Source organism: Pedobacter sp. NEAU-ZC8 (genome assembly GCF_059278965.1).
Map to the genome: position 1 here is coordinate 95,969 of NZ_JCAJXC010000012.1, position 20,630 is coordinate 116,598.

A 20,630-nucleotide genomic window follows, 5' to 3' on the forward strand; every position below is an offset into this window, starting at 1 on the left:
GAATCAAGAATGTTAAGTGCATTTATCAGTCTATTACAATACTTCCAAACTCTTTACCGGATTGCATGGCGCAGGGGCTGATAACTCTTTATGTAGAGAAATTGCACGTAATGAAAACAAGACCTGTTGATACTTGATGAATTTGGGTTGCAGAACCTGGATAAGCCGAAAAGAGACCTGCTGATGGAGATTATTGAAGACCGGCACAACAAGAAGGCAACAATCATTGCCTCCCAGCTGCCAGTAAGTACATGGTACAAAGTTATTGGTGGGGGACTTATTGCTGATGCAATATTAGACAGGCTTGTCCACGGTGCGCATCGTATAGGTTTATCAGGGGAATCCTTGAGAAAAGTAAAGAAACAATCCTGTAATTGGCGGCCCAGTATCACCGATACGACTGGCAGATCTTCAAGCCATACGCTTGGCCCTTAATCACCGATATATACAACTACTGCTTCACCTCTTTCCGGATCTACATAATTCAAAGAATTGCCGCGCCTATTTAACTCCGGTAGTTGTTGCTTCAGTATCCTGTATCTAACCTGATCTGCTTTCAAATCCTAATTATCATCATAATTTGTAAAACCCCATGCTAAATCGCTTATTGAGAGAAAAACTAGACCAACTATTATTATCATCAAACCTGGTTACTTCCCAATACAAAACTTACTAAAAATATTCTCCAACAAATCATCCGTGGTGACCTGACCCGTAATTTCGCCAAGATAATGTAATGCCTGCTTGATATCCATCGCCAAAAAATCTGAGGTCACTGGATTTACCAATCCTTGCTCTACCTGAGCCAGTGCTTTTTGGGTCCGCTGCAAAGCCTCCAAGTGGCGAATGTTCGTCACCATGGTATGGCTCTCCGACAGCTGGTCCCCTACAGCTACTTCGTACAACAAATTCTTCAAATCTTCTATATGACTTTTTTCCTTCGCTGAAATCGAAATGAACTGCACGCCATCAGGCAAAGCCAAAGAAAGAGAATCCTGGTCAACAAGATCCATCTTGTTTGCTACCGCTACAAAAGGAACACCCGGCTTTTGCAAACGCGAAATATCTGACAAGATCTCTGAAACAGATAGCTCCGCAGCATCGAACAGGTAAACCAGTAAAGCAGATTGGCTGATCTTCTCCATGGTCTTCTCTACCCCGATCACTTCTATCGCATCCTGGGCCTCACGAATACCTGCGGTATCTATCAACCTGAAGTTGATACCATTGATGTTTAGCAGTTCCTCTATTGTATCCCTGGTCGTACCTGCAATAGAACTTACAATTGCACGCTCCTCATTTAACAAAGCATTCAGCAAAGTTGATTTACCCGCATTAGGACGACCTGCAATAACCGTATTAATTCCCTGCTTAATCACGTTCCCCAGTTCAAAAGAGCGGATCAGCTTGCTGATCACCAGTTTGATCCGGTTGATCAATGCCCGCAGTTGATCACGGTTCGCAAACTCTACATCTTCCTCCGCAAAGTCCAGTTCCAGTTCAATCATGGAAGCAAAATGGATTAGCTGCTCGCGCAGTTCGTTCAACTCATTGCTGAAACCACCACGCAGCTGATTCATCGCCACCTGGTGCGCGGCCTGGGAATCTGAAGCAATCAGATCAGCAACGGCTTCTGCCTGGGACAGATCCAATGAACCATTCAAGAAAGCACGTAAGGTAAATTCCCCAGGTTTTGCTGCATGCGCACCCTTCCGGATTAACAAAGAAATGATCTGCTGAATAATGAAATTGGAACCATGGCAGGAGATTTCCACCACATTCTCCTTCGTATAAGATTTAGGCGCCACAAAAAGACTGACCACCACTTCATCGATCACACTATCGCCATCCTTGATCAAACCGAAATGCAGCGTATGGCTCTCCTGTTTGGTCAGATCCTTACCGGCAAATACGGAGTTCGCAATCTGGATCGCATCCTTGCCCGATAAACGGATCACCCCTATGGCGCCAATGCCTGTGGGCGTAGATAATGCAACGATCGTGTGTTCTGATGTCATATAGCTTTCTTCTCGTTTATAATCGCCAAATTTACCGAAACATTTCATAGCTGATTATGTTAACCAAGAAATAAGCAAAACATTTATGAAGGATTTGCCCCTAACGGTAAAACGTTCCATTGAATTATTGGGTTTAGTACTCGTGATTGCCGTCCTGGTGGTTGGAAAAGACATCATCATGCCGATCCTTATGGCTTTCTTCATAAGCCTGGTACTGCTGCCCATCTTCCGCTTCTTCCGAAGAATTAAAATTCCAGAAACCATAGCCATCGTACTCTGCCTGCTCGTGCTGGTGGTCGTTGTTGGTGCCATAGGTTTCTTCTTCGTCAACCAAATGGGCATCCTGATCAAAGACTTCCCGCAGATCAAACAAAATGTTGCCCTGCACGTCAAATCCCTTAGCGACTGGATCGGCGGTATTACACACATCTCCACCAAAGAACAGATGGACTTCCTCTCTAAAAAGAGCGATGACCTGATGACCTATGCCGGTGGCATGGCCAGTGGTGCTGCGGTAACACTTTCTTCAATCTTCGTATTTGTAGGTTTACTGCCGATCTACATCTACCTGATGCTGTTCTACAAAGGTATCCTCTTGCGATTTATCTTCATGTGGTTCCAGCAGGAGGATCATCCAAAAGTAAAAGAGACCATCTACGAAACAGAGGCAATCATCAAAAACTACCTCGTGGGCTTACTGATCCAGGTGACCTATATGACCATCCTGCTTGGCGGTTTACTCATGCTTTTCGGTATTAAACATGCCCTGCTCATCGGTGTGATCTTCGCCATCCTGAACCTGATCCCTTATGTAGGTGCATTGCTGGGCAACGTCATTGGTGTGGTCCTGACGCTGACTTCTTCTACCGAGCTTACACCTGTAATTACCGTATTGCTGGTCATTGCTGGGGTGCAGTTCCTGGATAACAACATCCTGATGCCGCGCATCGTGGGCTCCAAGATCAAGATCAATGCGCTCATGGCCATCCTCGGAGTGATCATCGGTGGCAGCATCGCGGGCATCTCCGGGATGTTCCTGTCCATGCCGATCATTGCCGTAATGAAGATCATCTTTGACCACACTTCACAGTTTAAACAATGGGGGATCTTGCTTGGCGATCAGCGTCCGGCTCGAAGTCCGATGACCTTCCCGATCTTCCGGAAAAAGAAAGATACACCGACTGTACCAGGGGTAGAAAAATAATTTTTAATCGCCATACAATATTCAGGCTTTTCTAACGCTTTAGTTATTGAGAGCGTTAATTTAGATTAAGGGGTAATGATCATCAAGGTCATTCCCCCTTTCTTTTTTCCCCTTATCGTGTTTCTAAAAGATAGACCAGCAAAGCAATGCAGACGATAAAGATTGATAGTGTTGTCAGCTTGGCAAAGAAGTCTGAATGGTAGTACACGCCCCGGTCCAGCTGTTTCTGCGTCATCAAATAGCGGAAGTACGAGAATACGATGATCAGGCCACCTAAGGCCACGAGCATGATCCCGATCAGGTGTGAATAGCCGGGCTCAGGCATCTTCCGCGTCGCACCCAGGGCTGCACTGATCTCTCTGGTGAACAAAGAGAACTTCACCACCACAAAACCAAAGCCCATGACGCCGATGCTGGTCCTGACCCAGGCTAAAAAAGTTCGTTCGTTTGCCAGGTGATCCGCTACCCTGGGCTTTTCTGTGTCTTTATTTTCCATAGCAATTGTTTTCTTTCTCATGCTGGCTTGCACTTGCTGTTTTATTTAAACAAGGCGACCCGGCAGATTTGTTTGTTTTATACCTGCGAAAACCTAAAGATTTAGGGCATTCGCTGCAAATACTGTTCTAGGACAGGTCTGACAAAGAGCTGAGACACATCAGACACACAGCGGTGTACGCTTGATGTGCGTTTGATGTGCGTTTGATGTGCGTTTGATGTGCGTTTGATGTGGGTCAGGTCTGCGCTAGCTCCGAAGCTGCTACAGCTGCTTGCCGCAGGATATTGCAGGACATGCTGAAAGTTATCCCTGCCTGCATTATACAGGTTTCGCTGTTCTTCTGCTCCAGCTATACACCAGCATGGCCACGTTCATTTTGTTAAATTCTCCTGTAACGATGTTTTCAGTTGAACGTCTTAAGGAGGAATTTTCTAACATTTATGAATAAAACACTACTTAAAACGCTCCCGCTTGCGCTTGCCGCTATGGCTTTGTTTAGCCCAGCCTTTAGCCAACAGTCCTCAGCACTCGAACGTGCTGCAAAGCTATCCGACAGCCTTTACCGGGCTAAGGAATTTGCCCTGGCCAGCCCCTATTATGGCATTGTTGCCGAACAAGCCGACTTCAAGTCCAAAAAGGCTTCCGCGTACTACAACATGGCCTGCTGCCTCAGTCTTCAGGGTAAAACCGACTCCGCCATGCTTATTTTGAACAAGGCGATTGAAGCCGGTTACAACAACAAAGCCAATATGCTTGCGGATACAGATCTTAAAGCCCTGCAAAACAAACCGGAATGGAGCGCGCTCATCGGCCGTGTACCAGCACGTAAGAAGGTCTTGAATGATGACCCGAGAAAAGCTGGTTTCCTGACCACAGACATCCATCATTTCTGGGAGGCCTATGACCAGGCCGTAAAGGATACCGCACATTTCAAGCAGATCATGAAGAAGTTCTACTTCGACCGCGCCAGTAAAGGCATGGAGGATTACATGGGCGCCAAAGTGAGCAGCATCGACTTCTTCATTGATCACATTCGCTCGGCGCCTAAGCTGTATGCGGCCATCCGCAACAACACCTACAAAACGGATACCTACAAACCGGCATTTCTGGCTTCTTACCTGAAAATGAAATCCCTGTATGCCCCATCTAAATTTCCAGACGTGTACTTTCTCATCGGTGCTTTCACCAGCGGCGGAACCGTCACCGACCTTGGATTATTGCTTGGCGTGAACCAGGTCGCTGGCGATCCTAGCGTCCCGGTCGATGAACTGAGTTTTCAGAAACGTACCCGCCTGAACAACATCGAGCTGCTGCCAAACCTGCTCGCACATGAACTGGTTCATTACCAGCAGGACGGCATGAAAAAAGATACCACGACCTTAAGTTACGTGATCATGGAAGGTATGGGTGATTTCATCGGCGAGCTGATCAGCGGCAATACTGCCAATAAAGTGCTCTTCGATTGGACAAAAGGTAAGGAAAAACAGATCTGGAACAAGTTCAAACCTGATATGTACTACGACCGCTACGACAACTGGATCGCCAACTCCAAAAATTCCACACCAGATAACCTGCCGGATCAGGGTTACTGGATCGGCTACCAGATCTGTAAAGCTTATTATGAGCAAAGCAAGGATAAAAAACAAGCCATCTACGACATGCTGCATATCCAGGATTATAAAGCCTTCCTGGCCAAAAGCAAATGGGAAGAAAAAGTAGCTGCATTATAGCAGCTACTTCATGAATGACTTGATATGATCACCCAGGTCAAAGACCTGGGTATCCAATGCTTCTTCCAGTATGCTGCTGCCTGCAGCACTCCGGTACCCCCCTGCACAATGTACCACCACAGGTTTGTCTTCCGGGATCTCCTTAAACCTGGATTGCAGCTCCGGCAATGGGATATTTAGCGCCCCTTCAAACACCGGTTCCGCTTTGGATTCGGAGGCATTCCGGATATCTACAATGGTATAGTCCGAGGGATGACCTTTGAAAGCTCCCAGATCCAGCAACCCGGATTGTGCCGCGCCGAAATCCAATACAAAGGCCGCCTTCAAGAAGGCTTCATAACCGATCTTGGCCGTTCTGGCAATTAAGCTGCGTAACGCTTGTTCATCAGCCGCTGCAAGGTAGAAAGGCTGTCCTGGTTCCAGTAAAGCGCCCAGCCAGGTTTCAAATTTCTCCCCATCCATGATGTTGATCGAGTGTTCCAGATGTTTCGCTTTAAACGCGGCACCCGGCCTGGCATCAACGACCAGGATGCTTGCATCTAAACCTGCCGCCTTCTCTGCATCATCAATTTTTTCCAGTACTGGAATCGCCTGCAGACTTTCCCGCAGATTCGGCGCTCCCGCTTTGTTCAGGTCCACATCATAAGGGAAATACCTCGGAATAAAAGGCTGATCTTCCGTTAGTGCCGAGACAAAGTCCGTTTCAGACATCGCCTGCAAGGACCAGTTTGTGGCTTTTTCCGCCCCGATGGTACTGCTACCGGCCTTGCTTAGTGCCTTGCCGCATAGCGTTCCTGCGCCATGCGCCGGGTAGAGTATTACATCATCCCCCAGCGTCATCAGCTTGTCCCGCAGCGAGTGATACATCTTTTTTGCAAGTGCCTCCCTTTTGTTTTCCAGGTCCTCCCCTTGCTCCCGCAGATCGGGTCTTCCACAATCCCCGATAAACAGCGTGTCTCCGGTAAATACGGCCCGGTCTTTACCCTCATGTTCCAGTACAATGGAAATGCTGTCAGGCGAATGGCCCGGTGTATTCAGCGACTTCAGCTTGACGCCTCCGAATTCGAGCACCGCATCCTCGTCAAATGGGATGATGCTAAAGTCCGGGTTCATGACTTTACTGGCGAAGATCTTCGCGCCGGTCTCCTGCTGGATCTGCAGGTGACTGCTTACAAAATCTGCATGGGGGTGCGTTTCGATCACGCCAATGATCTTGGCATGGTTTGCCGCAGCAAAAGCATAATAAGGTTCCGGATCCCTTGCAGGATCGATCAGCACCATTTCAGCACTTGCCTTACTCATAATGGCGTAGCTGTAATGGGAAAGGTTCTGGTCTTCAAACTGTTTAATTTCCATAATTCTGGTTTTATGTTGAAGGATTAATGCGGGAGTTTGTTTTTAATCAGGCCGTACAGATAAGTGCCTAGCAGCGCGCCAAAGATCACCAGCAGCATCGCCAGGTAACCATAACCGACGTTCACAAACATCGGCCCCGGACAAGCACCGCTCAGTGCCCAACCCAGCCCAAAGATTGTTCCACCAATGAGGTACCTTGGATAACTTTTGTCTTTATCCCTGAAGATGATGGGCTGCCCCGTATAATCTTTGATGTTGAACTTCTTGATCAGGTAAACCGCTAATGACCCTAAAGCCACTGCGGTACCGATAAAGCCGTACATGTGGAAGGACTGGAAGCGGAACATCTCCTGAATGCGGTACCAGGAAATCGCTTCCGACTTGCTCATGATGATGCCGAACAGGATGCCGGCAAGTATGAATTTTAATGATTTCATTGGAAAGTTAATTTTAGAAAAGTTGTGGCAGGATCAGGTGGGTCATCAACAGTCCACCGATGAAAAAGCCGATGACAGCGATCAGGGAAGGTAATTGCATGTTCGTCAGGCCGGAGATCGCATGTCCGGAAGTACAGCCCCCGGCATAGCGGGAACCAAATCCGACCAGTATGCCGCCGGTCAGTAAAAGCAGCAGTCCTTTAACAGAAAGCACCGCTTCCAGGCTAAATAGCTGCGAGGGATTGAGCTTGCCGTCGAACGCGATACCGATCGCCTCCAGGTCTTCGATCGTTGCAGCAGAGAGCGCCAGTGGCGCATCATTTTTCAATAGCGTAGCGGAGATCAGTCCGCCGAGCAGGGCACCAAAAATAAAGAGCAGGTTCCAGCGCTGTGCTTTCCAGTCAAAGTCGAAGAATTTTACCTTTTTACCCGCACCTGCAATCGTGCAGATCGTTCTGAGGTTGGAAGACACGCCAAAGAACTTTCCGAAGTAAAGCAGCAGCACCATGATGAAAGCAATCGCCGCACCGGAGGTCCACCAGGGCCATGGTTGTTTTAAAAATTCCAGCATAAGATCTGTATCGTTAGGTTTTCCATTTTGTTTGTGCTACAAATATGGAACCTTTTAGGATGAAGAACGGTGACTTCAGTCACACAGCGAATTATGGCAGGTATTCTATGTAATTGCGATGCAAAACAAGCTTCCCTTGCTGTTCCATTTTTTTGAGCAATCGGGAGATCACCTCCCGCGAGGAGTTCAGGTCATTGGCAATTTCAGCATGCGTAACCGTCAGCGTAGGGCTGTTCAAATCCTGCCGAAGTTTCTCGAGGTAGGCGGCAAGCCTTTCGTCCATGGACTTAAAAGCAATATGATCAATCACCACCAGCAATTCTTCAAACCTCGACCGGTAGGTATCCAGTACAAAGTAGTACCAGGTTTTATATTGCTTCATCAGCTCGTCCATCAAACTGGTCGGAACGGCCAGCACCGTGGTCTGCTCCACGGCTTTCGCCTTAACCTCACTAGTCTGCTGCCTGCTGGAGCAGATCATGGAAAGTGCACAGGCACTGCCGGGCTGAATGTAGTACATGAAAAACTCCCCACCCTCGGCAGCTTCCCGGTAGAGTTTTACCAAGCCCTCCACCACAAGCATGGTAGAACGCATGTGCTGCCCGGTTTCCATAAGCGAGGCTCCCGCTGCAAAGGTCTTTATGCTGGATCGTTCGGCAAGTACCTGCATCAATGCGGGTTCGAACTGCGGAAAGGTTTTTTCGATTTGCTGATGTATCGATTGCTGATTCATGTGCTGTAACTGTGCCTGCAAGATACTGAATATCGCTTTCGGTAGCAGATTTAAGATTTGTTGTACTTTTGACAGCAAAGGTATCGTCCAGGGGATTTAAGTCCCCGAATAAAGGAAAATACTACCAAGCTTAAGGATATTGAATGAAGACCTATAAACAACGATTGCAGGACGTTAGAAAAACGGAGGATCCACAGGCGCTTATGACAGCTTTGTGGAACTACATTTCTTTTCCGATCCGCCTACCGAACCGTCCACACCAGGAGGAACTGATGGCAAAGGCCAGCCGATTCTCCATGCCAGTGGAGGACCCTTACTTCGCCATGAAGGCCCTTAGCTTTCAGGGGTACAGCTGGGGTGAGGGCAGCAGGAAGATCTACCTGACACATGGCTGGAGCTCAAAAGCGGCCGACTTTACGGAGATCATTACCGCGCTGCTGCAGCTCGAAGATGTACAGATCATTGCCTTTGATGCCTTAGGGAACGGGAATTCCGAAGGGGAACTCAGCAATCTGATGTTGTATGCGAAACCCCTGGAGGCCATCATAGAGAAGTATGGGTTGCCGGAGGTCCTGATCGGGCATTCCCTCGGTGCCATGGCGAATGTGGTTGCGCTGAAAAGCTATGAAGCACAACCTAAACTGCTGATCAGCATCACACCAGTGATTGAACTTGGGGATAACTTTACCGGCATGATGAACCATGCAGGGGTCAATCCGGCGGACCAGCTGCGCTGGTTCCAGGATTTCCATGACTACTACAAACTCCCGGTAAGTTATTTCGACATGAAGTCGCTCTACGCGGAACTGCCCGCGACGAAACACCTGGTGTTTTATGATGAACAGGACGAGATGCTGCCCTATGCACAGCTGAAGCTATTCCTGCAGCAGCATCCGGAGCTGGAGACCCGGGCATTCAATGCTGCCGGGCATTACCGGATCTTGCGGGAGCCTGGATTTATCGAAGTGCTTAGCCAGGCCATTGCTGGAACTCTTTGACGCTAAACCAAAAATCTATTTGGGTGTTCTATTAAAAAGATCAATTTTATGCTGGAAAGTACACACTTACTGACGGGCTTTTCGCTCGCGACCGAAGACGGGGAAATCGGAAGCGTCAAAGACTTCTACTTCGACGATCAACACTGGAACATCCGCTACCTGGTGGTGGAGACTGGCAACTGGTTTTTCGGCCGCAAAGTGCTGATCTCCCCGCATGCCATACAGGGTGTAGCCTGGGAGAACCGTCTGCTCAAGGTAAAGATGACCAAAGATCAGGTTCGGAGCAGTCCAAGCATCGACACCAATCTCCCCGTGTCCAAGCAAATGGAGAAAAAGTTAAATGACTATTATGCCTGGCCGAACTACGGCAGTGCCGGCATGGGTTATCCGACCACAGGCATGGTAAAGGTAACAAGAACCATCAAAACGGAGGTGGAAGAAGATACCGGTGCCGACAAACACCTGAGAAGTTACCGCCACGTGCGCGACTACAAGGTTTATAACGCTGAGGGTTTTCTGGGTGAAACTGCCGATTTTCTAGTCGACACCGCAGACTGGACCCTTCCCTATCTGGTTATCGAGATGGCTGATGCCGAAGAAGGAGAAATGATCGCGATACCCAGCGATCAGATTGCCTCCATAGATTTCAGCACCTATGCGGTTGCCATAACCCAAGGCAGGGAACAGCTAAAAAAGATTTCCGCCATCCTTTGAACAAGGCCCGCAACCCTTTCTGAAGGCATTTATAGGCAAAACAAAATGAATTATTAACTTTGAAAGTATGAGTACTTCCTTTAATTTAAATTCCTTCAAAAATTTTTTCAGTTCAACTTCTACGAGCGGAATTATTCTTTTTGCCTGTTTGCTTTTGTCTCTTATCATCGCAAACACCTCTTTTGGTCCGGGATTCGACAACTTACTTGAAACGCCAATTGGCTTCGAAACCGAGTCGATACACCTGCGTTACTCCCTGGCCTTGTGGATCAACGATGGTTTAATGGCCATCTTTTTTCTGCTGGTGGGGCTCGAAATTAAACGTGAGGTGGTGGAAGGGGAACTCTCCTCTCCTAAAAAAGCTATTCTCCCGATCATCTGCGCCATTGGCGGTGCCATCGTGCCAGCCCTGATCTATACTTTTTTTAACGGCGGAAAGCCTACCATGCACGGCTGGGGTATCCCAATGGCAACAGACATCGCCTTTGCATTGGCTATTCTTGCACTGCTGAGCGACAAAGTTCCCGTATCATTAAAAATTTTCCTGGCGGCATTGGCCATCGTTGATGATTTGCTCGCCATCCTGGTGATCGCGATATTTTACTCCTCCGAGCTGCATTACATGAACCTGGTTTATGCTGCTGCAATACTCGGTTTATTGTTTCTGTTTAACCGCTTCGGCATCAAAAACCTTGCTTTTTACCTCATCCCAGGGGTATTCATCTGGTATTTCGTACATCATTCGGGTATCCATGCCACCATTGCAGGCGTATTAACGGCGCTTACTTTACCCACTACCGCCGATGATACCGAATCTCCATTGGAAAAGCTGGAACACGCCCTGACCGTACCGGTAAACTTCCTCATCATCCCCATCTTTGCCCTGGCAAATACCAATATCCGTTTTGAAGAAGGTATGGTAGAAGGGCTGTTTACAGGCCTGGGAATGGGTATTGTACTCGGACTGGTTGTCGGAAAGCCTATAGGCATCATGTTGATTGCCTGGCTGGGTGTGAAACTGAAGATCAGTGAACTTCCCGAACAATCCAGATGGATCCATATGCTCGGACTTGGACTATTGGGCGGTATTGGTTTTACCATGTCCATTTTCATTTCCATCCTATCCTTTTCCGATCCAATGCTCGTTCAGGAAGCCAAGTTCTCGATCCTTGTGGGCTCGGTACTTTCCGGGTTTCTGGGTTACATGGTCCTGAGTTTTAGCAGTAGAGGCAAGCAGGCAATCGGTTAATTGAAGCCGCATTGCTTTAGTCAGCCTGCGCAATCACCCTTAGGGAATCCACCTGAAGCCGGTTCTTTAGCCAGGTATTCATGCGGCGCTGTTCTGCTGCAGACAAAGGTTTGCTGAAACTGGCGATGAGCATCGTTATCGTGTCCACTTTCGTGGTGTCTACCTTGTGCACTTCAACATGGGAGATGCTGTACTCGCTAAGCTGTGGATACAAGGATCTGAGCTCCCGTTTCAGATCTGGAATGGGCTGGTCGATCCTGGTGTACGTGGAAGCGTTCTTACGTTCTGCCGGGTTGTTCTGGTACACCGTTTCCAGGATGCTTGCTTTGATCTGCGAGAGATCGATCTCATTCTTGGCGTTCAAGCCTTGCCGGATGTTAAGTTCCGTGCGGCCCAGCTTATATTCAGGCAGTTTGGCTTTTAGCGAATCCAACTGTGTTTTGCTAAGTTCGGTACCGAGCAGCAGCAGGTCGATCTCGTGCCCCTGACTATTGCTGTACTTGTAGGTTTTGGAAATCACCTGTGTGCGCTTAAAGTTTAGCTCCCGCTGCACAAAGGCTTCAGCGTTGTTCTCGAAAATACTTTTGTCTACAATGCGGTAAGCCAGGTACACACTCGGTGCCGTGGTCACCAGCACGATCAGCCAGATGTATCGTCTTACTTTCCGCTCATAGGCTTTGTCCTGAAATGCTTTTTTGGGAAAATGCAGGAAGCGCACGATCACGAAGGTTGCCACACAGATGAATATGCTGTTGATGAAATAGAGGTACAGGGCGCCAAGAAAGAAATAGATGTTCCCGGAGGCGATGCCGAAGCCGGCTGTACACAAGGGCGGCATCAATGCCGTCGCAATGGCCACACCTGGAATGGCATTGCTTTTCTCTTTACGGGTTGCGGCTACAATACCGGCCAGTCCACCCAGCCCCGCAATAAATACATCCCAGATGGAAGGTGATGTCCGCGCCAGCAGTTCTGAAGATGCCTGATGTAAGGGCGTGATCCAGAAATACAAGAAAGAAGTGGCGATACTGATGATGGTTGCAATACCAAGGTTCCGCAGGCCCTTTTTTACCAGGTCGAAATCGTTGATACCAATCCCCAAGCCTACACCCATGATCGGACCCATCAATGGTGAAACCAGCATGGCTCCGATAATTACCGCAGTGGAATTGACGTTCAGTCCGATGGAAGCGATGAAGATGGCGAAGATCAGTGTCCAGAGGTTGGCACCACGGAACTCCACATTTTTCTTGATCGCTTCAATGGTAAGCTCGTTATCTTCCGCATCTTCATGCAGGTTAAAGCGGTAATCCAGGAAGTTCTTAAAGGCCAGGTATATTTCTCTCATAGAATCAGGATGATGACTATTTAGCCAAAGATCATGATTTTACCTGTAATTTAAAGAACCCTTGCGCAGGCTTTCCTCTTTCTGCAGAAGCCAGGCGCTTGCATTTGTACTACTTCAATCAGAGATCCCGGAGATCATTCAGTGCGATCAGATCCAGAAAGACTTCCGGTAAAATAGCACTGGAGGAGTAGGTTATGGTGCTGAGGACATTGCCCCGCACATCGTAAAAAGCTTCCACAAAGAAATCCTCCACCAGAAAAAGCAAGGTTGGAATCTGATCATTTGTGGCAATAAAAGAAGCAGTGGAGAGCACCCTGATCTTTTCATTCTGGGATAAAACGGTAAATTCAAGATCTGTCATCACACTTGGGATTACACTGCTAAATTAGTCAGCTTCAACAGCTTAGACAAGCGGACATGTGCCTGTTTAGCTTGCTGCAAATACCCGAACCGGCAGAGCCAATAAAGTAGAATTACCTGTGGATTCTTGTTTAATATCTATAACTTGGCTATCTAAGCGGCCTGAGGGATAAAAACGTTTATCAACGACCATGATGGATAAAGCCGCAAATTCCTGCCTTGCTTTAGCGGAGCTATCTAAGCATGGTATCTTTTCTTTTGATGTCGAATCTAAGAAATTTGACTACTGTAATCCTTCCTTCAGGCAGTATGTCCAGGTTGAAGATAATGCTATCGCGGAACCTGTGATCAGCCTCTTGATCCATCCGGATGATGAAGCCTTTGTCAGGCAGAACTATCGTAATCTGCTGAAAAGCAATAAAAAGAAAACCCTTGAATTTCGCCTGATCCTGGCTGACCAAAGTATCAGAAGTGTCCGCGTGGAGGCTTTTAATACTAAAACGGCAGACAAGCGTCAGGTCATTACCGGAATTATGGAGGACTTTACCGCCTACAAAGCCCATAATGATACGCTGAATAAGTTTTCGAATAAAAAGAACTCGCTGTTGAATATCCTGTCGCACGATATACTCGGACCCCTGGGCACCATACAGAATCTCTCTGCCATCATCAACCGGAAGTTCATTAACCAGGAGAACCAGGAAATGAGCCGCTTTATCAATTCGATTGAAAAGATCAGCAAAAGCAGTATCGCCATGGTTCGTAATCTGCTCACACAGGAGTTCCTGGAAACGGCAGAGGCCGAACTGGTGAAGCGCCGTACCGACATTGTGGCTGCCTTGAAAGCTATGGTGGAGCAGTACCAGGCCTCGGATGAAATAACCAGCCGGACCTTCATTTTCTCGTCCTCCAGCGATACCATTTTGATTCAGGTAGATGAATCTAAATTGCTGCAGGCCATCAATAATCTGGTCGCAAACGCCATTAAATTTACGGAGGAAAGTGGACGAATGGAGATTTCTATAGAAGAAGAGCAAGACTCCGTTTTGTTTAAGCTGTCCGACAATGGCATCGGCATCCCGGAAGTTTATCAATCTACCCTGTTCGAGAAATACTCTGCTGCAAGACGGCCGGGCCTGCATGGGGAGCCCTCGCATGGACTGGGCATGTCGATCGTGAAAACCATTGTCGAATGGCACCATGGGGAAATCTGGTTTGAAAGCAAGGAGCAGGTGGGGACGACCTTTTACATCCGCATACCTTACGAGTAGGTTTTTAGAAGGCGCTGAAATCATCAGACTAAAGCTTACATTTACCGGAAAAAAATATGATTCGCAATTCCGCTATTCTTTTACTCTGCCTTGCTGCCGCTACCGGTTGCCAGAACCGCAAAGCTGGTTTAAACACTGCTGATACCGCAACTGAAGCTGTTCCTTCAGGAAAACTAGAGGCCCGTCTCGCTGCAAGCGCAGGCACTTTCCCTGCAGATTCGGTAACCTTGAGCTTCACTGTTGTGAATCATGCCGACAGTGTACAACGTTTTGTAAGATGGGAAACGCCTTTTGAACCCCGTTTGGGCAAATACCTGGAAGTTATGGATGAAAAGGGTACTGAAGCGGAATTTAAAGGCGCCATGGCGCGTCGCGTAATGCCGCCACCCGCAGAGGCCTACATCGAAGTGCCTGCACATGACAGCGTGCGTACGGAATTTAACCTGGCGACAAACTTTACGCTTGCGGAAGGAGGATACACCATCAAGTATGTTGGCGGCGGCGTAAGTGGACTGGAAGCTGGAAAAGAAATAAAAATTAAAGTTGCTAAGCCTTAAGCATCAAGCACAGGTAAGCTGAACCAGAAGGTGCTGCCCAGACCGGGGCTGCTCTCCACCCCGATCTCACCACCATGCCGCTTTACGATCTCCGCACTGATGTAGAGCCCTAAACCTAAACCGGAATATTGCATACCAGAGAAATCTGCACGGTAATGCCGGTCAAAAAGGTGCGGCAGCTTTTCCGAGACAATGCCGGGGCCAAGGTCCCGAACAGAAAGGATGACCCTTGAGCCCTGCTGCTCCGCTTTTAGGACGATCTCCGTGGAGCCCGGGGCATACTTTACCGCATTGTTGACAAGATTAACGAGTACCTGCTCCAAGCGGTGTTCGTCGGCAAAGAGCTGCAGTTCCGGCTCGGCTTCAAACACAAACTCGTGACTGCTGGCCTGAATATGATTGCAGGAGGCTTTCAACAGTTCCAGGGCATTGAAGTGCTTCAGCTGCAGACCAAGCTGTCCTTCACTCATCCTGGTCGCATTCAGCAGGGTATCAATGAGCATCGTGACTTTATTCACGCTCCGGTTGGCCTGTTCGATCATGCGCGGGAGGTTTGTGGCATGGGGCTGGTGTTTCATACGGTCCAGCAGTTGCAAGGATGCCTTAAGGGACGTAACGGGTGTTTTCAGCTCATGACTGGCGATGCTGATGAAATCATCCTTGCGCTGCTCCAAAGCTTTCTTCCCGGTAATATCATCAAAAACAACAACGACGTAGGGTGAACCATCGCCCACCGGAGAGGCAAATACCCGGTACCAGTGTTTAGTGGTATCGTTATAGTCTTCAAAGCGGATGGATTTTCCGGTTAACACGACCTGGCCGTAGGTTTCGATCCACTGATCCTCCAGCTCGGGCATGAGCGTCCGGGCTGTTTGGTTACAGGCATCCGCGCTAAGTCCGGTTTGCCTGCTGAATGCCGGATTGATCTGACGGATCCAGTAGTCCTGCGCCTTGCCGGAATCATCAAAGATCATCTCGATCAGCATAAAGGACTCGTCGATGGAATTGAAGAGCGTACGATAGCGCCTTTCCGAGGCCAGCAGTTCCGTTTCGGTGTGCTTGCGCTGGGTGATGTCGCTGAACATGCCTACGGCACCGGTGATCCGGCCTTCCGCATCCGTGATCGGCGCGGCATTCATAGTCAGGTACATGCGTTCCAGCCCGGGACGTTCTATGGCGAACTCGTAGTTGAACACCGGGTTGCCGGTCGATATGGCGATCATGGTCGGGTGCTCAGCATCCGCCATTTTCGTGCCATCCAGGTGGGTATTGTACCATTCCGGAGAATTGCTGCTCCGCTCGGGAAAGCGCGCCCCGTCTGTATCGAGGATCTGGTGTGCCATCGGATTGGAATAGATGATGCGGCCGCTAAGGTCAACGATCCCCACGCCTTCGGCCATGTGGTCGAGCACCCGCTGCAGCTGCTGTTCGTTCTGCTGCAGCCGCTCCTGGGTAAGTGTTGTTTCGGTGCAGACCACCATAATACCTTCCGGAATACCAAGCCTGTTCCGCAGGGGATTATAGGCATAGGTCCAGTAAACATTGTCCATCTTCCCGTTTCTGTAGATCGGCACCAGCTCATCTTCCACGAACTCAGACTCCCCAGAACTTAACACACGCTCAATTAAGCCCTTAACTTTTTGCCAGGTTTCCGGCCAGCAGTCTTCGCCTTTTTTTCCAATTACATTCAGATGTCTGCTAGATGCGTCTGTTCCTAGAATCTTAAGATAGGCATCATTATAAAATTGAATGAGATCAGGTCCCCACCAGATGAGCATTGGAAAACTGGAATCCAGCAGTAGGTTAACCGCGATCAGCAAAGGGTCCGGCCAGGTATTAATGGGGCCCAATACGGTGGTTTCCCATTTGAACGACCGGATGCGGCAGCTCATTTCTCCTTTTCCATGAATGTAAGTGTGCGGCGGCGTCGGTTCTGCCATTAAGATGTGTGTATAAGTGAGCTATGCAAAACTATGCCTTTTAAAGCTGCAAAGCAATGGCAGCCTGATCTATTCCTGTTCAAATCAAATCTGCGTAAACAACTTCCAAATGTCTAGTTTTGTTTGATCAATAAACATGGCCATGAATCACCTGCAAGACACCAAAGGATTATTGAATAAGATCAAACATCACCACAGGCTGCCGATCACGCTCAATGAAAACTGCAAGGTCGCACTGCCCGCAACTGCTTTACAACAATTGCTGCAGCCGCATCGCCTGTCGTTCTACTATTTTGTGTTTGTTGATCAGGGCAGGGAAACGTACACGATCGATCTGGAAGATGTTACCCTTGCCGCCAGCGAGATGGTCTTTGGCATACCCAACCAGGTTTTCTGCAACCCCATTGCAAAAGGCCAGCATGAGAATTACAAGCTCGGCTTTGATGAGGATACCTTAGCCCTGCTTCCAAACCGTTTTCCCTTCCTGTTGAACCCCCTGAACACAAACATCATCCGCTTTAATGCCGCTGCTAAAGCCCGGGTAAAATCGCTGTTTTCCAGTCTGTTTCAGCTGTTGCACAGCACAGGACGTCCTCAGGATGTGGACATTATCCTGGCGCATCTGAATACCTTGTTGACAGAGTTCAACAGCGCTTATTTTGAGCAAAGCGACAGCTTCCGGCCTGTAAATCCCAAGTTATCTAAATTTACCGCTTTTAAAATGGCCGTGGAACAGCAGCTGGTAGAACAGCATGAGGTACATGAAATTGCAGCACAGCTGAATATGACGCCTGGGAATTTATACAGCGTGGTGAAGGAATTCTCGGGTCTTTCGCCCAAGGAATGGATCACCAGCAGGATCATGCTGGAAGCGCAGCGTAGACTCCAGTATGCAGATATGTCAGTGAAGGAACTGGCCTATTCCCTTGGCTTCAGTGATCCGGGCTATTTCTCCAGGTTGTTCCGGAAGCACAGTGGCAAGACGGTCCGCTCCTATTTGAAGGAGACACAGGATTTGTCCCCTAAATAGGGAGATCCGTCCTATTCTCCCCTCGCGCTGAACGCTAATTTCGGGACATCAAATTTATACAATATGAAGTCAGCATTAGTTACAGGCGCCAACAAAGGTATAGGCCTGGAAGTTTCAAAGATTCTCGCCCAACAAGGGATTTATGTTTATCTGGCCTGCCGGGATATCGCGAAGGGTGCTACTGCAGTCGCGCAGCTTCAGGCCGAAGGGATTAACAATGTGGAGGCCATCCAACTGGATGTTACCGATCAGGTTTCGGTGGATGCCGCACGGGCCACCATTGGTGCTAAACTGAAGGCCCTGGATATCCTGGTGAACAATGCAGGGATCTCGGGAGGCTTTGAGCAGTCGGCCCTGGAAACGAGCGTGGAGCAGTTTAAGGCGGTTTACGACACGAACGTATTTGGCGTGGTCCGGGTTACACAAGCTTTCATTGATCTGCTGCGCAATGCTCCGGCGCCGCGCATGGTGAATTTGACGACGGCCATGGCATCATTGAGCCTTGCCGGAGATCCAGAGAGCGCCTCTTACCACAATAAGCTGGTGATTTATCAATCCAGCAAAGCGGCTTTGAACATGTACACCATCAATCTGGCTTATGAACTCCGCGATACGGCTTTCAAGGTGAACATGGTATGCCCCGGTTATACGCAGACCGATTTTACGGCACACCAGGGTACAAGCACGGTGCAGGAAGCCGGCGCGCGTATCGCTAAGTATGCCTTGATTGCCGAAGACGGCCCTACCTTAAAATACATCAGTGAGGAGTATTTTCCGGAACCGGCAAGCTGTCCCTGGTAGTCCGAGGTTAATTTCTTGAAAATCAAGTACGGTAATCTTGTTATTTTTGACAGATATTGTAAATTAGGGAAGGTATTAACCTTTACAAGTACAAGACTATGAGCATAACACTAGAACAAGCGGAACAACTGTCTATAGCAGCAAAAGCAAAGGCGACAGAAATCGGGGTGCCGATGAACATTGCCATCGTTGATGAGGGTGCAAACCTGGTGGCCTTCCACCGGATGGACAATGCTTGGTTAGGCTCCGTTGATATTTCGATCAGAAAAGCCAAGACCGCCAGGTTCTTCGATATGAACACTGGCGAAATTGGTAAGCTGTCTCAGCCTGGCGGTCCTTTGTACGGCATTGAGCATTCCAACGGTGGATTGATCACCTTTCCAGGTGGCGTGCTGCTCAAGGATGCTTCAGGCAGGATCATCGGTGCAATAGGCGTCTCCGGCGGTTCTGTGGAGCAGGACCATGAGGTGGCTTCAGCAGGCGCAGCAGGCTTGTAAGGCTTAAGGGTTTACTCCGGGTGCTTGAACGGGGATTTTACACGGTTCAGGATCCTGTTGATCGTTGTCGGATATTATCTTTAAAAACTATTTCGCTGGTTCCAAGACAATCCATTGATTGATGGAATTATGTGGTGCTTCTAAGACGATCTTGTAAAAGTTCGCTGCTGTGTTCAGCTTGATGAACTTGTGCCGGTCTGCAACGGGCACTTCCGCCAATAGTTCATAATCGTCCTGGCCACCCACTTTGAAGTTATTCGTCTTAGTTACCAGAATTTTCAATTTACCTTCTGGTGCCAGTGCTTTCCAGCTGATGTCGATACCGCCCTGAAAATAATTTACTTTTACATCAGCGATGGAGAGTGGTCCGATCAGTGCTGTTCCATCTACTTCCCTTTTCACTTCTGCTGGAAGTGTTACCTGCATGAAAGTCGCAATGGTCGGCATGATGTCTACGATCATAGGATCATAGTACCTGGCATAGGCATTCAGCTCAGGATAATTACTAATCATCCAGCCGCTGCGTTGACGATCGGACTGTCCACCATGCCCCTTTCCGGTTTTTTCATCCCGGCCATGGTCCGTGGTGATCATCAACAGCCAATCCTCCTTAAACTGCTGCTTCCGGCAATTGATTGCCTCGTAAATTTTACCGATCTGCAGGTCCAGTTTTTTAACGGCATCTTCAAACTGGGGTGAATCGCCATACATGTGCCCCATGTCGTCGGTATACTCCAGGTAAACCCAGCTTAGATCTGCAGGATCCTTTCTAATCGACTGCACCGCATCTTTTACCACCTGTTCATCGATCCGGTGCATGAATTCACGGCTTTTATCGTGTTTAAAGTTGACGGTATCCAGTTCATAGCCGTCTGCATATTGGTCAACTTTGAAGTTGCCCGTTGCAGCAAGCCCATGGCCAAGTAATTTGGTCCGGTTATCTGTCCAACTGGAGAAGATTGCCGTTTTCTTCTTTGGGTATTGTGCCTTGAGCAGACTAAAGATGTGTTTGTAGTTGTAGTTCGGCGCTTTGATGTCGTTGTCGGGCACATTGTGTTTGTTGTACCAAACCCCTGTCATAATGCTGTTGTACCCCACGGCTGAAATGGTCGGCGTTTCGCTATAGGTACCTTTCCCCCCACCCACCTGCATCCGGAGGTAACTACCCTCCTTGATGATCCGGTTCATATTGGGAAGGTTGAGTCGCTCGATGACATCGGCAGGAATGCCATCAGCAATGATGTAAATGGTTTTACGTTCCTGGGCAAAGCATTGCAGGCTGCATATTGCCAGGCCAAGCGTGATCATGATTTTATACAT

20 protein-coding genes and 1 pseudogene are annotated in these 20,630 nt (G+C 48.5%); 11 read left to right on the forward strand and 10 right to left on the reverse strand.

Annotated elements, in window-relative coordinates; translation table 11 throughout:
* The first annotated feature begins 126 nt into the window (after window positions 1-126).
* Window positions 127-435, forward strand: coding sequence for an ATP-binding protein (locus tag AC5WJX_RS11190; protein ID WP_494484582.1), 309 nt, complete (start codon window positions 127-129; stop codon window positions 433-435).
* 215 nt (window positions 436-650) lie between these two features.
* On the opposite strand, the gene mnmE is transcribed toward AC5WJX_RS11190, so the two are convergent.
* Complete coding sequence (mnmE, locus tag AC5WJX_RS11195) at window positions 651-2,018, reverse strand: tRNA uridine-5-carboxymethylaminomethyl(34) synthesis GTPase MnmE (protein ID WP_494484583.1); 1,368 nt, start codon at window positions 2,016-2,018, stop codon at window positions 651-653.
* An 85-nt stretch (window positions 2,019-2,103) separates the two neighbouring features.
* Here mnmE and AC5WJX_RS11200 point away from each other — a divergent pair, with 85 nt between their 5' ends.
* Window positions 2,104-3,222: an AI-2E family transporter gene (locus tag AC5WJX_RS11200; RefSeq protein ID WP_440429028.1), complete on the forward strand. Its 1,119-nt coding sequence runs from the start codon at window positions 2,104-2,106 to the stop codon at window positions 3,220-3,222.
* Between the two features lie 112 nt (window positions 3,223-3,334).
* Here AC5WJX_RS11200 and AC5WJX_RS11205 read toward each other — a convergent pair whose 3' ends face one another.
* Window positions 3,335-3,718 (reverse strand): YidH family protein, encoded by a 384-nt coding sequence (locus AC5WJX_RS11205; protein WP_494484584.1) that lies wholly within the window; start codon window positions 3,716-3,718, stop codon window positions 3,335-3,337.
* Between the two features lie 440 nt (window positions 3,719-4,158).
* Between AC5WJX_RS11205 and AC5WJX_RS11210 the strand changes: the two genes are divergently transcribed.
* On the forward strand, window positions 4,159-5,448 hold the full coding sequence (locus AC5WJX_RS11210) for a TPR end-of-group domain-containing protein (protein ID WP_494484585.1): 1,290 nt from the start codon (window positions 4,159-4,161) through the stop codon (window positions 5,446-5,448).
* Window positions 5,449-5,451: 3 nt separating this feature from the next.
* Here the strand turns inward: AC5WJX_RS11210 and AC5WJX_RS11215 are convergent, their stop codons facing one another.
* From AC5WJX_RS11215 to AC5WJX_RS11230, 4 genes and pseudogenes are all read right to left on the reverse strand, one after another.
* The gene (locus tag AC5WJX_RS11215) at window positions 5,452-6,804 is read right to left on the reverse strand and encodes an MBL fold metallo-hydrolase (RefSeq protein WP_494484586.1); all 1,353 of its coding nucleotides are present in this window, start codon (window positions 6,802-6,804) and stop codon (window positions 5,452-5,454) included.
* A gap of 23 nt (window positions 6,805-6,827) precedes the next feature.
* Window positions 6,828-7,241, reverse strand: a complete 414-nt coding sequence (locus tag AC5WJX_RS11220) for a DUF6691 family protein (RefSeq protein WP_494484587.1) — start codon at window positions 7,239-7,241, stop codon at window positions 6,828-6,830.
* Window positions 7,242-7,254: 13 nt separating this feature from the next.
* Window positions 7,255-7,821, reverse strand: a pseudogene (locus tag AC5WJX_RS11225) (YeeE/YedE family protein); the annotation flags it as partial.
* 82 nt (window positions 7,822-7,903) lie between these two features.
* Window positions 7,904-8,545 (reverse strand): Crp/Fnr family transcriptional regulator, encoded by a 642-nt coding sequence (locus AC5WJX_RS11230; protein WP_494484588.1) that lies wholly within the window; start codon window positions 8,543-8,545, stop codon window positions 7,904-7,906.
* 143 nt (window positions 8,546-8,688) lie between these two features.
* Here AC5WJX_RS11230 and AC5WJX_RS11235 point away from each other — a divergent pair, with 143 nt between their 5' ends.
* From AC5WJX_RS11235 to nhaA, 3 genes are all read left to right on the forward strand, one after another.
* Window positions 8,689-9,543, forward strand: coding sequence for an alpha/beta fold hydrolase (locus AC5WJX_RS11235; protein WP_494484589.1), 855 nt, complete (start codon window positions 8,689-8,691; stop codon window positions 9,541-9,543).
* A gap of 48 nt (window positions 9,544-9,591) precedes the next feature.
* A complete protein-coding gene (locus AC5WJX_RS11240) occupies window positions 9,592-10,257 on the forward strand; it encodes a PRC-barrel domain-containing protein (RefSeq protein ID WP_494484590.1) in 666 nt (221 codons plus the stop codon).
* 67 nt (window positions 10,258-10,324) lie between these two features.
* Window positions 10,325-11,506, forward strand: a complete 1,182-nt coding sequence (gene nhaA / locus AC5WJX_RS11245) for a Na+/H+ antiporter NhaA (RefSeq protein WP_494484591.1) — start codon at window positions 10,325-10,327, stop codon at window positions 11,504-11,506.
* Between the two features lie 16 nt (window positions 11,507-11,522).
* Here the strand turns inward: nhaA and AC5WJX_RS11250 are convergent, their stop codons facing one another.
* Window positions 11,523-12,854 (reverse strand): TIGR00341 family protein, encoded by a 1,332-nt coding sequence (locus AC5WJX_RS11250; RefSeq protein ID WP_494484592.1) that lies wholly within the window; start codon window positions 12,852-12,854, stop codon window positions 11,523-11,525.
* A gap of 118 nt (window positions 12,855-12,972) precedes the next feature.
* Window positions 12,973-13,215 (reverse strand): hypothetical protein, encoded by a 243-nt coding sequence (locus tag AC5WJX_RS11255; protein WP_440429019.1) that lies wholly within the window; start codon window positions 13,213-13,215, stop codon window positions 12,973-12,975.
* Between the two features lie 190 nt (window positions 13,216-13,405).
* On the opposite strand from AC5WJX_RS11255, the gene AC5WJX_RS11260 reads away from it, so the two are divergent.
* A complete protein-coding gene (locus AC5WJX_RS11260) occupies window positions 13,406-14,485 on the forward strand; it encodes a PAS domain-containing sensor histidine kinase (protein ID WP_494484593.1) in 1,080 nt (359 codons plus the stop codon).
* A gap of 56 nt (window positions 14,486-14,541) precedes the next feature.
* A complete protein-coding gene (locus AC5WJX_RS11265; protein ID WP_494484594.1) occupies window positions 14,542-15,042 on the forward strand; it encodes a protease in 501 nt (166 codons plus the stop codon).
* Here AC5WJX_RS11265 and AC5WJX_RS11270 read toward each other — a convergent pair.
* Window positions 15,039-16,982: an ATP-binding protein gene (locus AC5WJX_RS11270; protein ID WP_494484595.1), complete on the reverse strand. Its 1,944-nt coding sequence runs from the start codon at window positions 16,980-16,982 to the stop codon at window positions 15,039-15,041. The genes AC5WJX_RS11265 and AC5WJX_RS11270 overlap by 4 nt on opposite strands.
* 136 nt (window positions 16,983-17,118) lie before the next feature.
* On the opposite strand from AC5WJX_RS11270, the gene AC5WJX_RS11275 reads away from it, so the two are divergent.
* From AC5WJX_RS11275 to AC5WJX_RS11285, 3 genes are all read left to right on the forward strand, one after another.
* Complete coding sequence (locus tag AC5WJX_RS11275) at window positions 17,119-18,012, forward strand: helix-turn-helix domain-containing protein (RefSeq protein WP_494484596.1); 894 nt, start codon at window positions 17,119-17,121, stop codon at window positions 18,010-18,012.
* A 63-nt stretch (window positions 18,013-18,075) separates the two neighbouring features.
* Window positions 18,076-18,813, forward strand: coding sequence for an SDR family NAD(P)-dependent oxidoreductase (locus AC5WJX_RS11280; RefSeq protein WP_494484597.1), 738 nt, complete (start codon window positions 18,076-18,078; stop codon window positions 18,811-18,813).
* Window positions 18,814-18,911: 98 nt separating this feature from the next.
* A complete protein-coding gene (locus tag AC5WJX_RS11285) occupies window positions 18,912-19,310 on the forward strand; it encodes a GlcG/HbpS family heme-binding protein (protein ID WP_494484598.1) in 399 nt (132 codons plus the stop codon).
* 87 nt (window positions 19,311-19,397) lie between these two features.
* Here the strand turns inward: AC5WJX_RS11285 and AC5WJX_RS11290 are convergent, their stop codons facing one another.
* Window positions 19,398-20,630 (reverse strand): alkaline phosphatase family protein, encoded by a 1,233-nt coding sequence (locus tag AC5WJX_RS11290; protein WP_494484599.1) that lies wholly within the window; start codon window positions 20,628-20,630, stop codon window positions 19,398-19,400.

Coding starts and splice junctions, on each gene's coding strand:
- AC5WJX_RS11200 (WP_440429028.1), top strand. CDS start 2,104: ATGAAGGATTTGCCCCTAACGGTAAAACGTTCCATTGAATTATTGGGT.
- AC5WJX_RS11235 (WP_494484589.1), top strand. CDS start 8,689: ATGAAGACCTATAAACAACGATTGCAGGACGTTAGAAAAACGGAGGAT.
- AC5WJX_RS11270 (WP_494484595.1), bottom strand. CDS start 16,982: ATGGCAGAACCGACGCCGCCGCACACTTACATTCATGGAAAAGGAGAA.
- AC5WJX_RS11290 (WP_494484599.1), bottom strand. CDS start 20,630: ATGTATAAAATCATGATCACGCTTGGCCTGGCAATATGCAGCCTGCAA.
- AC5WJX_RS11275 (WP_494484596.1), top strand. CDS start 17,119: ATGGCCATGAATCACCTGCAAGACACCAAAGGATTATTGAATAAGATC.
- AC5WJX_RS11265 (WP_494484594.1), top strand. CDS start 14,542: ATGATTCGCAATTCCGCTATTCTTTTACTCTGCCTTGCTGCCGCTACC.
- AC5WJX_RS11210 (WP_494484585.1), top strand. CDS start 4,159: ATGAATAAAACACTACTTAAAACGCTCCCGCTTGCGCTTGCCGCTATG.
- AC5WJX_RS11255 (WP_440429019.1), bottom strand. CDS start 13,215: ATGACAGATCTTGAATTTACCGTTTTATCCCAGAATGAAAAGATCAGG.
- AC5WJX_RS11220 (WP_494484587.1), bottom strand. CDS start 7,241: ATGAAATCATTAAAATTCATACTTGCCGGCATCCTGTTCGGCATCATC.
- AC5WJX_RS11250 (WP_494484592.1), bottom strand. CDS start 12,854: ATGAGAGAAATATACCTGGCCTTTAAGAACTTCCTGGATTACCGCTTT.
- AC5WJX_RS11240 (WP_494484590.1), top strand. CDS start 9,592: ATGCTGGAAAGTACACACTTACTGACGGGCTTTTCGCTCGCGACCGAA.
- AC5WJX_RS11205 (WP_494484584.1), bottom strand. CDS start 3,718: ATGGAAAATAAAGACACAGAAAAGCCCAGGGTAGCGGATCACCTGGCA.
- nhaA (WP_494484591.1), top strand. CDS start 10,325: ATGAGTACTTCCTTTAATTTAAATTCCTTCAAAAATTTTTTCAGTTCA.
- AC5WJX_RS11260 (WP_494484593.1), top strand. CDS start 13,406: ATGATGGATAAAGCCGCAAATTCCTGCCTTGCTTTAGCGGAGCTATCT.
- AC5WJX_RS11215 (WP_494484586.1), bottom strand. CDS start 6,804: ATGGAAATTAAACAGTTTGAAGACCAGAACCTTTCCCATTACAGCTAC.
- AC5WJX_RS11285 (WP_494484598.1), top strand. CDS start 18,912: ATGAGCATAACACTAGAACAAGCGGAACAACTGTCTATAGCAGCAAAA.
- AC5WJX_RS11230 (WP_494484588.1), bottom strand. CDS start 8,545: ATGAATCAGCAATCGATACATCAGCAAATCGAAAAAACCTTTCCGCAG.
- AC5WJX_RS11280 (WP_494484597.1), top strand. CDS start 18,076: ATGAAGTCAGCATTAGTTACAGGCGCCAACAAAGGTATAGGCCTGGAA.
- mnmE (WP_494484583.1), bottom strand. CDS start 2,018: ATGACATCAGAACACACGATCGTTGCATTATCTACGCCCACAGGCATT.